The sequence below is a fragment of the Stenotrophomonas sp. 71799_Sma genome (assembly GCF_056482505.1).
Genome location: NZ_CM151202.1, coordinates 89,812 through 101,618 on the forward strand (window position 1 = coordinate 89,812; position 11,807 = coordinate 101,618).

Below are 11,807 nucleotides of genomic sequence, written 5' to 3' on the forward strand. Positions count from 1 at the left end.
ATGCTTTTACAACTTTCTTCATTGCCGTCGGCCCGCGCGTCGATAGCGTGGCAGGCAGCGGTACCGCAGCGCGGCCGTTCCTTCCGCCCGCGAGATGAGGATGCCTACCGTGAATGTCGCCGGCTTCCCGGCAGCCATTGCTGTCATGGCCAGCCTGCTGCTGCCTGCCGCGGCCTCCGCCACGGGCTGCAGCACACCGCTGCGCATCGCCTGGCCGTCCGACCGTGATCCTTTGTCGTCCAGCGAACAGGGCGAAGCCCGGGGGCTCGGCGCGGCGTACCTGAAGCTGCTGGGCGGGCAACGGCCACTGCAGCTGTTGCCCGTGCCGGCCACCAGCGTGGACCGGGACGAGCTGCCGGCCGGCACCCAGGCGCTGCTGGGATGGCCACGCTCGCAACTGCCTGCCGGATGGGTGGTCAGCACGCCCTACCTGCAGCTGCCACAGGTGATCGTGCGCCGGGAGGATGCGCCGCCGGTGCTGGGCCTGGAAGATCTACGTGGACGCATTGTGGCCAGCCCCAGCCGGGTGCCGCTGCAGGGGCTGCTGGCCGAGCAGGCAGCGGGTGCACAGCTGCTGCCTCCGGCAGCGCTGGACGATGCACTCCCGCTGCTGGGTACCGGATTGGTCGATGCGGTGGTCGCCAACCTCGGCGACGTCGAGGCGGCGTTGCGCCGCTACCAGGGCGGTGCACTGCTGATCGCCGCGCCGGCCGGTTTCGATGATGCCCTGGTGCTGGCGACCACGCCCGCCTGCGCCGATGTCATCGCCGGCTTCGAACAGGCGCTGTCGCAGCTGACCGACACCGAACGCGATCAGATCCGCGCGGCCTGGCTGCCGGACCGGCCGCGCAATGCTCCGTCATCGTCGCCCCTGCGCTGGCTGGTGCCGGCCTCGCTCATCCTGCTCGCCCTGGCGCTGGTCCATGCCTTCGGCTACTGGCGGGTCCATCGCGAGAGCGTGCGCCGCCGAGGGGTGGAGCAGCGCCTGCAGGAGGTGACCGCGAACCTGCCGGCGGTGGTCTACCAGGCGCGTCGTTCGGCGGGCGGCCACTACAGCTTTCCGCAGATCGCCGGGGACGTGCAGGCCCTGTTCGGAATCAGCGTGGAGACCGCGCGGATCGATCACCAGCGGTTGTTGGCCGCGGTCCACCCGGATGACCGCAACCAGGTGATGGCCTGCGTCGAGATGGCTGCATTGGCGCGTGGCCCGATCGACGTCACCTTCCGCACCCGCTCGCCACAGGGCTGGCGATGGGTGCGCTCGCATGGGCGGCCGTTGTCCTGCGACGACAGCGACGTCGAGTGGAGCGGCTACTGGATCGACGTCAGTGAGGTGCAGTCACGTACCCGCGCGCTGGCCGAAGCGCGCCGCGAGGCCGAGCAGGCGGCACAGGCCAAGGCGCACTTCCTGGCAACGATGAGCCACGAGATCCGCACCCCGATGAGCACGCTGCTGGGCATGCTCGAACGGCTGGCGGGCAGCAGGCTGGAGCCGCGCCAGCAGCAGGTGCTGGCCACCGTCGATGATGCCGCGCGGATGCTGCGGCAGATCCTCGACGATGTACTGCACAGCCAACGCCTGGAGGGCGCACCACTGCAGCTGCGGCCCACCGACCTGGCGGCACTGGTGCGCGCGGTGCAGCAGCTGCTGATGCCGGTGGCCGCCAGCCGAGGCCTGCACCTGCAGGTGGTGCTTGATCCGGAGATGCAGCCGGGATCGCTGGCCGATGGCCTGCGCCTGCGCCAGATCCTGTTCAACCTGGCCGGCAACGCGTTGAAGTTCACCCGGCACGGCCACGTGGAACTGCAGGTGCAGGTACTGCAGCAACGCGACTGGGGCCAGCGGCTGCGCCTGCAGGTAAGCGACAGCGGCGTGGGCATCAGCGAGGAGCGCCAGCAGGCGGTGTTCGCTGCCTATACCCAGGCGGAGCGCTCGACCACGCGGCGCTTCGGCGGCAGTGGGCTGGGCCTGGCGATCTGCCGCGAGCTGGCGATCTCGATGGGGGCGGAGCTGCAGCTGCGCAGCTCACCCGGGAAGGGCACCACGGTGTGGCTGGATCTGGACCTGGATGCCTGTGAGGCACCCGTGGCCGCGCCCGCGCCGGCGGTTGCGGACGAGCGTCCATTGCCGGCGGCGCGCGTGCTGATGGCTGAAGACCATCCCACCAACCTGCATCTGCTGGAGCAGCACCTGTGTGCGCTCGGGCTGCAGGTCCACGCCTGTACCGATGGACGGTCGGCGCTTGAAGCATGGCAGGCGCAGCCGTTCGACCTGGTCATCACCGACTGCCACATGCCGGGCATGGATGGCTTCGCGCTGGCACGGGCGATCCGTGCCGATGCCTGCCCGGCGCGTGCGCAGTTGCCGATCATCGCGCTCACCGCCAGCGTGATGGAAAGCACCCGCGAAGCCTGTCGTGCGGCTGGCATCGACCACTTCCTGGCCAAGCCGGTGGAGCCGCACGCACTGCGGGCGCTGCTGGCGGCATTGCTGGTACCGGACTCAGTGGGCCAGTAGCCGCACGATGCTGGCGGCGGCATCGCGGCCTTCGGCCACGGCGGTCACCACCAGGTCAGCACCGCGCACCGCGTCACCACCGGCGAACAGGCGCGGATGCGCGGTCTGGAATGGCAGGCGGTCCTTGCCGCCGGCCACGATGCGTCCGTTGGACTGGCCTTCCACGCCCAGCTCGGCCAGCCACGCCGGCACGCTCGGTGAGAAGCCGAAGGCGATGATCACCACGTCCGCTTCCAGCAGCGATTCACTGCCTTCGATCGGCACGGCGTTCTGGCGGCCGTTGGCATCGGGCTCGCCCAGCCGGGTTTCCACCACGGTCACGCCGATCACTTCATCGTCGGCGCCGGCTTCGATCGACAGCGGCTGCCGGTTGAACAGGAAGCGCACGCCTTCTTCGCGGGCATTGGCCACTTCGCGCGCGCTGCCGGGCATGTTGGCTTCGTCGCGGCGATAGGCACAGGTGACCTTGGCCGCGCCCAGCCGCACCGCGCTGCGCACGCAGTCCATGCCGGTATCGCCGCCACCGAGCACCACCACGCGCTTGCCGTTGAGGTCGGGCAGGGCAATGGTGTCTTCCCAGCCGGCAATCGGCCGACCCTTCGGGTCATCGCCGCCCACAATGCGGCTGTTCTGTACCAGGAACGGCAGGGCCGGCAGCACGCCCTTCAGGTCCTGGCCGTCGAGGCCACCATCGGTGTAGCGGTAGGCGCCGGTGCCGACGAACACCGCGTCGTGGCTGTCCAGCAGCTGCTGCACGCTCAGGTCACGGCCGATCTCCACGCCGAGGCGGAACTGCACGCCCATGCCCTCCAGCACTTCGCGGCGGCGGTGGATCACGTCCTTGTCCAGCTTGAAGCTGGGAATGCCGAACTGCAGCAGGCCGCCGATCTGCTCATAGCGGTCGTAGACCACGGCGGCAATGCCAGCGCGGGCGAGGCGATCGGCGCAGGCCAGGCCGGCTGGACCGGCGCCGATCACCGCCACGCTGTGGCCGCTGGGCTGCACCGCGCCCAGGTCAGGGCGCCAGCCGCTGGCCAGCGCGGTATCGACGATGTACTTCTCCACCGCACCGATGGTGACCGCACCGAATTCCTCCAGCGTGCAGCTGCCCTCGCACAGTCGATCCTGCGGGCAGACCCGGCCGCACACCTCCGGCAACGGGTTGGTGCTGTGGCACAGCGTGGCGGCTTCGTGGATGCGGTTCTCCTGCACCAGCTGCAGCCACTGCGGAATGGCGTTGTGCACCGGGCACTTCCAGCTGCAGTAGGGGTTGCCGCAATCCAGGCAGCGACCGGCCTGGTACTGGGCGTCCTCCTTGCCGAACTTGCCGTACAACTCGCCCCAGTCGCCGGACGTGCGCAGTTCCACCGGAATGCGCTGCGGCATGGTGCGGGGCAGGTCGAGGAACTGGAAGGCGTGCTTGCGGCTCATGGCGGGCTCTTTGATGTTTTCCGGTTGCCGGCCAGCGGCCGGCACTACGTGATCCTGGGTTGCCGGCCAGCGGCCGGCACTGCCGTTAGGCGGCGCGTCGCAGGGTTTCGGTCAGCGACTCGATGCTGGCGGCCTTCGGTTTGACCAGCCAGAACTTGCCGATGTAATCGCGGAACTCGTCCAGGATCTGCTGCGCCCAGATGCTGCCGGTCAGCTCGCGATGGCGGCCGATCAGGCGGTGCAGGTGCTGGCGGTAGTTCTCGAAGCCTTCGGCGGAGACGCGATGGATGTCGATCAGCTCGTGGTTGTAGCGGTCGACGAAATCGCGGTCGACATCCAGCACGTAGGCCAGCCCGCCGGTGAAACCCGCACCGAAGTTCAGGCCGACCTTGCCCAGCACCAGCACCACGCCATCAGTCATGTACTCGCAGCAGTGGTCACCGGCACCTTCGACCACCGCCAGCGCGCCGGAATTGCGCACCGCAAAACGCTCGCCGGCACGACCGGCAGCGAACAACTCGCCACCGGTGGCACCGTACAGGCAAGTGTTGCCGATGATGGCGGTGCTGCGTGCCTCGAAGCGCGCGCCGCGCGGCGGACGCACTACCAGGCGGCCGCCGGCCATGCCCTTGCCGACGTAGTCGTTGGCTTCGCCTTCCACTTCCAGGTGCAGGCCGCCGACGTTGAACGCGCCGAAGCTCTGCCCGGCACTGCCGCGGAAACGCAGTTCCAGCGGCGCCTCGGCCATGCCCTGGTTACCGTGTGCGCGTGCCACCGCACCGGCCAGGCGGGTGCCGATGCTGCGGTCGGTGTTGTGGATCAGGAAGCGGTGTTCGCCACCGCGCTTGTGTTCGATGGCCGGGGCCAGCAGGCCGTCCATCTGCGTGGCCAGGCTGTCCGGCGATTCGTACAGGCGCTGCGCGGCACAGTGACTGCCCTCGTAGCGGGCATCGGCCAGCAGGCGTGACAGGTCCACGCGCACGCCGTCGCGCGGCGCCGCCTCGATCTGCCGCAGCAGGTCGGTGCGGCCCACGATTTCTTCCAGCGAACGTGCGCCCAGGTAGGACAGCCAGCCACGCACTTCCTCGGCCAGCAGGCGGAAGAAGTTCTCCACGCGCTCGGGCTGGCCGGTGAAGTGGTTCTCGCGCAGGCGCTCGTCCTGGGTGGCCACGCCGGTGGCGCAGTTGTTGAGGTGGCAGATGCGCAGGTACTTGCAGCCCAGTACGATCATCGGTGCGGTGCCGAAGCCGAAGCTGTCCGCGCCCAGCAGCGCGGCCTTGACCACGTCCAGGCCGGTCTTCAGGCCGCCGTCGGTCTGCAGCAGGGTGCGCCCGCGCAGGTCGTTGGCCAGCAGCGCCTGGTGCGCTTCGGCCACGCCCAGTTCCCACGGTACGCCGGCATAACGGATCGAGCTGACCGGCGAGGCGCCGGTGCCGCCGTCATGGCCGGAGATGGTGATCAGGTCCGCACCGGCCTTGACCACGCCCGCGGCAATCGTGCCGACGCCGGCATGGCTGACCAGCTTCACCGACACCAGCGCGGTCGGGTTGACCTGCTTGAGGTCGTAGATCAGCTGCGCCAGGTCCTCGATCGAATAGATGTCGTGGTGCGGCGGCGGCGAAATCAGGCCGATGCCCGGGCGCGCATAGCGCAGCCGCGCGATCAGTTCGTTGACCTTGTGGCCGGGCAGCTGGCCGCCTTCGCCGGGCTTGGCACCCTGCGCGACCTTGATCTGCAGCACCTCGGCATTGACCAGGTATTCGGCGGTGACGCCGAAGCGGCCCGAGGCCACCTGCTTGATCTTGCTGCGCTTGGCGGTGCCATAGCGGGCGGGATCCTCACCGCCTTCGCCGGAGTTGCTGCGACCACCGAGGCGATTCATCGCAATCGCCAGCGCCTCGTGTGCCTCAGGGGACAGTGCACCCAGGCTGATCGCCGCGGTATCGAAGCGCGGGAACAGCTCGCTGGCCGGTGCCACGTCATCGAGTGGTGTCGGCGCAGCGGCCGGCACCAGTTCCAGCAGGTCGCGCAGTGCCGACGGCGGACGCGCGTGCACGGTATCGCAGTACTGCTGCCAGGCACGCGGATCGCCGCTGCGCGCCGCGCGCTGCAGGGTGGTCACCACGTCCGGGTTGTACATGTGGTACTCGCCGCCGTGCACGTACTTCAGCAGGCCGCCGACATCCACATCCTGCTGCGCGTCCCAGGCCTGCGCGCACAGCTCGCGTGCGTCGGCATCCAGGCGCGCGAAACCGGCACCACCGATGCGCGAAGCGGTATCCGGGAAGCACAGGTCCACGACTTCCGGTTCCAGGCCGATGATCTCGAACAGCTGCGCGCCGCGGTAGCTGGCCACGGTACAGATGCCCATCTTCGAGATGATCTTCGACAGGCCCTTGTACACGCCCTTGCGGTAGCGGCGGCCGATCTGCGACTGCTCACCGCCCTTGCTGAGCTTGAGGATACCGCGTCGGCCCAGGTCGAACAGGGTCTGATAGGCCAGGTACGGATACACCGCGGTAGCGCCGAAGCCCAGCAGGCAGGCCATGTGGTGCGGGTCGCGCGCGGTGCCGGTCTCGACGATGAGATTCACGTCGCAGCGCAGGCCCAGCCGCGAGAGGTGATGGTGGATGGCGCTGGTGGCCAGCAGCGCATGCACCATCGGCCGCCCGGCCACCGGGTAGCGGTCAGACAGCAGCAGCATCACCATGCCGTCGCGCGCGGCCTGTTCGGCCTCGGCACAGATACGCTCGATGCCGGCGCGCAGGCCCTCGTCTTCGCTGTAGGACAGGTCCAGCAGGCGGTTGGCCTGCACGTACTGGTCCATCTTCAGCAGCTGGCGCAGCTTGCGCTGGCTCAGTACCGGCGAGTTGAGGATGACGTGGTTCACCGTCTCCGGACCGGCATGGAAGATGTTGGTCTCCTTGCCGAGCTGGGTGGACAGCGACATCGCGCAGTCTTCGCGCAGCGGGTCGATCGGCGGGTTGGTGACCTGCGCGAAGGCCTGGCGGAAATAGTCGTACAGTGGACGGCTGCGCTGGCTCAGCACCGCCATCGGCGTGTCGTCGCCCATCGAGCCGGTGGCTTCCTGTTCGGTCTCGGCCAGCGGCCGCAGCACCTGTTCCACTTCCTCTCTGCTGAGCTGGTAGAGCTTGTGGTAGCTGCGCAGGGTGCCTTCGTCGAAGGGTTCCTCCACCAGCGACGGGTCGATCAGTTCGGTCTGCAGGTAGGTCACGCCCTGCTGCAGCCATTGCTTGTACGGCGCGCGACCGCGGTTGATGCGATCCACCGCATCGGAGTCGAGCAGGTCACCGCGCTTGAGATCGATGGCCACCATTTCGCCGGGGCCGAGCTTGCCCTTGCGCACCACGCGCTCGGTCGGCACTTCCCACACACCCGCTTCGGAGGCGACCAGGAAGTGGCGGTCGGCGGTCAGCATCCAGCGCGCCGGACGCAGGCCGTTGCGGTCCAAGGTGCACACCGCATAGCGGCTGTCGCAGGCGACGATGCCGGCCGGGCCATCCCACGGTTCGCTGTTGAGCCCATGGAACTCGTAGAAGGCGGCCAGGTCCGGATCCTTGAATTCCAGCGACTGGGTGGCCGGCGGCACCAGGATGCGCAGCGCCTGGATCAGCTCCATACCACCGGCCACCATCAGCTCCAGCATGTTGTCCAGGCTCTGCGAGTCAGAGCCGTGCATGGAGATGACCGGGTCGAATTCACCGATGTCGAAGCGCGGCGTCTTCCACACCTTGCTGCGCGCCTGGGCCCAGCGCCGGTTGCCTTCGATGGTGTTGATCTCGCCGTTGTGGGCGAGCATGCGGAACGGGTGCGCCAGCGGCCAGCGCGGCAGTGTGTTGGTGGAGAAGCGCTGGTGGAACACGATCGCGCTGGAGGCCAGCTCGCGGCGCTGCAGGTCCGGGAAGAAACGGCTGAGCTTGTCCGGCAGCACCATGCCCTTGTAGCTGATCGCATCCGGGGTGAGGGTGGTGACGTAGAAGTCGGCGTGTTCGCGCAGCTGCTGTTCGCTGCGGCGACGGGCCAGGAACAGCGCCAGCGCGAAGCCGGCATCGTCCTGGCCGATGCCGGCGTCGACGAACACCTGCTCGATGCGCGGCAGCGTGTCGCGCGCCAGCTGGCCGCAGACGCTGTCATCGGTGGGCACCTCGCGCCAGCCGGCGACCTTGCAGCCGACCGCTTCCACCTGCGCCTGCAGCTGCGCGCGGCAGGCCTGCGCCGCGTCGGCGTCGTGCGGCAGGAACACCAGGCCGGCGGCGAAACGCGCAGCGACCGCGATGCCGGCTTCGCTGGCCAGCAGTTTCAGGAACGCATCGGGGCGGCGCAGCAGCAGGCCGCAGCCATCGCCGGTCAGGCCATCGGCGGCGACACCGCCACGATGGGTCATGCGCGAAAGCGCGGCGATGGCGGTATCAACCAACAGGCGCGATGGTTGATCGTCGAGCTGGGCGACCATGCCAAATCCACAGGCATCGCGCTCGGAGCGCGGGTCGTAAAGCCCTTGGCGGTTGCGGGGGGCCATCTCTACCTCGATGCGGAATGAATTGAACGGGGACACTCAAGCCCGCTCAATCCCTGGAGCGCATCGTGAGGCCACCGGATGCCTCGACTAGATCACAGGTTGCTGCAACGCCGCAATACACGGTTGCAGGTGCAACAGAACGCGCCGGCAACCCAGTGCCGGCGCGGGGCCGGACTCAGCCGCAGCGCGCGCCGCTGACGGCGCCCTTGGCGTCCACTTCGATGTTCAGGCGGTCGCCGAGGAACTCCATCGTGGCCACGTCGTTGGGCTTGAGCACGCGCACCTGGTTGGCGCCGGCATCTTCCTGCGCCTGCTTGCCCAGCGCGTCGGTGTAGGTCTGGCCGACCAGGCTCTGCACCTGGCTGGCATCGCAGGTGCCGACCGGCGGAGCCTCGGTGGCCTTGCCGGCTTCGTCGGCCGGCGCCTTGGCGGCTTCGGCGGCCTGCTGGGCGTGGGCCGTGGCCGAATCCTGTTCATCCAGCGCCGGTGCCTGGCAGGCGGTCAGCGCCAGCACGGCCGGCAGCAACAGGGCGGAGAGCGAACGGGCGCGAATCGGGAACGACATCATGACTCCGGAAGGGGTTGTGAAGACCCGAGCATAGCGGCGAACCGGCCCTCACGTGTTTGTCTTGTGTTATCGACAGGATCGCGGCATGGCGACGGCGACACTACCGACATGGCAACCCCCTCTACTCCTGAACGACAGGCCGCGCGCGCGGCCGGCCTGCGCTATGTCGATGACACCCAGCCGGGCATCAGCCGGCGCCGCGCCGGCAAGGATTTCAGCTACCGCGATGCCGATGGTCACGCGATACGCGACGCCACCACCCTGCAACGCATCCGGGCGCTGGCGATTCCGCCGGCGTATACCGCCGTATGGATCTGCGCCCACGCCAACGGCCACCTGCAGGCCACCGGCCGCGATGCACGCGGACGCAAGCAGTACCGCTACCACGCCGACTGGGCCAGGGAGCGCGACGCCGGCAAGTTCGACCGCATCATCGCCTTTGGCGAGGCCTTGCCTACGCTGCGGCGGCGGTTGTCGCGGGATCTCAAGCGACCTGGGTTTCCGCAGGAAAAGGTGCTGGCCATGGTGGTGGCGCTGTTGGCGGACACCCTGGTGCGGGTCGGCAATGAAACCTATGCACAACAGAACCGTTCGTTCGGACTGACCACACTGCGCAACCGCCATCTGGAACTGCTGCGCGGCGGCCGGGTGCGCATGCGCTTCCGCGGCAAGTCCGGGCAGCTGCAGGAGGTGACCGTGGGCGACCGCAGGCTGGGGCTGCTGGTGCGGCGCCTGCAGCAGCTGCCGGGGCAGGCGCTGTTCCAGTACCGCGATGATGACGGTGCGCTGCAGCCGGTGGAATCCGGCGCGGTGAACGACTACCTGCGCGAGGTGATGGGCGAGGACTTCACTGCCAAGGATTTCCGCACCTGGGGTGGCACGGTGGCGGCGGTGCAGGCGTTTGCCGCCACCGAACTGCCGGAACCGGCCAGTCAGCGCGCGCTGGCGCAGGCGCAGCGCGCGGTGGTGTGCGAAGTGGCATCGCTGCTGGGCAACACTCCGGCGGTGTGCCGCAAGGCCTACATCGACCCGTGCGTGTTCGCCGGCTGGGAACGCGGCGAACTGGCCACGCTGGCCGGCCTGCGCGGGCCGCGCCAGTGGGAACAGGCCACCCTGCGCGTGCTGCGCAGGGCGCGCCGGCTCAACCGCAGTAGATCGCGGTGATGTTGTTGGTGCGGCCCTTTTCGATGGTCAGGCGGTCGCCGCCTTCGCTGGCCGGCGGTACCCGCGGACCGTCATGGCGCAGCACCCGCACATGCAGGCTGTCGCTGTCCACGCGTGCGCGGGCCACGGTGGCATCCGAAGCGGCCAAGCCCAGTGCGCCGCGCACCATGTCGCTGTGGCACTGCCCGGAAATGACGCCGTCGATCGGCTGCACCTGGGCCATCGGTGTGCTGCTGCAGGCGGCGAGGGCGAAGCAGACGGCGGTGGTAGCGATGGCATGTTTCATGGTGGCGTTCCTTGTGTGGTTGCGTGCAGCGTGCGACGTCGCACGTGGTGGCGGAATGAATACCGTGCACATCGTGGACACGGTGCGCTCACTGCCGCCAACAGCATAGGTGGAGACACTGCAGGCGCGGCGGATGCCGCCCGGGTAGTGCCGGCCGCTGGCCGGCAACCCCATTCCCCCCGAGGAGACCTGCATGGCCACCGCCAAGAAGACCCCCGCCCGCCGCAAGGCATCGCCGAAGGTGCGCAAAGGCAGCACCGCAATCAAGACCGTCGCCGACCCCGATCGCCCGCGCGTGGTGAAGACCGCCACCCGTAAGGCGGCCGCCAGCGATCCACGCGCAGCGCGCGTCGCGGCCCGGCAGCGGCGCCTGCAGGACCAGGAAAAGGCCAAGGATGTGCGCGCGGCAAAGAAGGCAACAAAGAAGACCGCGACCCAGGCAGGCGCACGCCGTCAGCCGGAGGCGATGCCGGCGCAGCAGCTGGCCAAGCCAGGGCATGAACACGAACTGGAGCTGGCGCCGCGTTTCCTTGCACCGGACTACACCGGCAGCGGCAAGCTGCAGGGCATGCGTGCGATCGTCACCGGTGGCGATTCTGGTATCGGCCGTGCGGTGGCAGTACTGTTCGCACGCGAAGGCGCCGATGTGGCGGTACTGCACCTGGACGAGGCCGAGGACGCGGACATCACCCGCCAGCACGTGGAGCGCGAAGGCGGCCGCTGCGTGGTGATCGCCGGTGACGTGCGCGATCCGCGCTTCTGCAACAAGGCGGTCAAGCAGGTGGCCAAGGCGTTCGGCGGCATCGACATCCTGGTCAACAACGCCGCGTTCCAGCTGCATTGCGAGCGGCTGGAAGACCTGGAAGACGCGCATCTGCAGGAAACCCTGCAGACCAACATCGGCGGTTACATCCAGATGGCGCGCGCGGTGCTGCCGCACCTGGGCGAGGGTGCCAGCATCATCAACACCGGTTCGGAAACGGGAATCTTCGGCAGCAAGGCGCTGATCGACTACTCGGCCACCAAGGGCGCCATTCATGCCTTCACCAAGGCGCTGGCCAGCCAGCTGCTGCCGCGTGGCATCCGGGTCAACTGCGTGGCACCGGGTCCGGTGTGGACGCCGTTGAACCCGGCCGACAAGCCGGCGGAGGACGTGGCGGAGTTCGGCAAGGACAGCGACATGGGCCGGCCCGCACAGCCCGAAGAACTCTCGCCGGCCTATGTGTTCCTGGCTTCGCCGGTCTGTGCCAGTTACATCAGCGGGGTGATCCTGCCGGTGATGGGCGGGCCGCACGGCTGA

The 11,807-nt window shown here is 68.7% G+C and carries 7 protein-coding genes; 3 read left to right on the top strand and 4 right to left on the bottom strand.

Annotation, left to right across the window (positions count from 1 at the left end; genetic code table 11):
• The first annotated feature begins 109 nt into the window (after positions 1-109).
• On the top strand, positions 110-2,518 hold the full coding sequence (locus ACZK4Z_RS00395; RefSeq protein WP_125893100.1) for an ATP-binding protein: 2,409 nt from the start codon (positions 110-112) through the stop codon (positions 2,516-2,518).
• Here ACZK4Z_RS00395 and ACZK4Z_RS00400 read toward each other — a convergent pair.
• The 3 genes from ACZK4Z_RS00400 to ACZK4Z_RS00410 form a co-directional block, all read right to left on the bottom strand.
• Positions 2,504-3,949 (bottom strand): FAD-dependent oxidoreductase, encoded by a 1,446-nt coding sequence (locus ACZK4Z_RS00400; protein WP_014035469.1) that lies wholly within the window; start codon positions 3,947-3,949, stop codon positions 2,504-2,506. The genes ACZK4Z_RS00395 and ACZK4Z_RS00400 overlap by 15 nt on opposite strands.
• 85 nt (positions 3,950-4,034) lie before the next feature.
• Positions 4,035-8,489: a glutamate synthase large subunit gene (gene gltB, locus ACZK4Z_RS00405; protein ID WP_125893011.1), complete on the bottom strand. Its 4,455-nt coding sequence runs from the start codon at positions 8,487-8,489 to the stop codon at positions 4,035-4,037.
• A gap of 175 nt (positions 8,490-8,664) precedes the next feature.
• Positions 8,665-9,054, bottom strand: coding sequence for an I78 family peptidase inhibitor (locus tag ACZK4Z_RS00410; RefSeq protein WP_004133799.1), 390 nt, complete (start codon positions 9,052-9,054; stop codon positions 8,665-8,667).
• 111 nt (positions 9,055-9,165) lie between these two features.
• Between ACZK4Z_RS00410 and ACZK4Z_RS00415 the strand changes: the two genes are divergently transcribed.
• The gene (locus ACZK4Z_RS00415) at positions 9,166-10,221 is read left to right on the top strand and encodes a DNA topoisomerase IB (protein WP_478451096.1); all 1,056 of its coding nucleotides are present in this window, start codon (positions 9,166-9,168) and stop codon (positions 10,219-10,221) included.
• On the opposite strand, the gene ACZK4Z_RS00420 is transcribed toward ACZK4Z_RS00415, so the two are convergent.
• Entirely contained in the window at positions 10,199-10,507 is a 309-nt protein-coding gene (locus tag ACZK4Z_RS00420) for a hypothetical protein (protein ID WP_004153470.1), read from the bottom strand. The two genes, ACZK4Z_RS00415 and ACZK4Z_RS00420, sit on opposite strands and share 23 nt — an antisense overlap.
• A gap of 193 nt (positions 10,508-10,700) precedes the next feature.
• On the opposite strand from ACZK4Z_RS00420, the gene ACZK4Z_RS00425 reads away from it, so the two are divergent.
• Positions 10,701-11,807 (top strand): SDR family oxidoreductase, encoded by a 1,107-nt coding sequence (locus ACZK4Z_RS00425; protein WP_125893015.1) that lies wholly within the window; start codon positions 10,701-10,703, stop codon positions 11,805-11,807.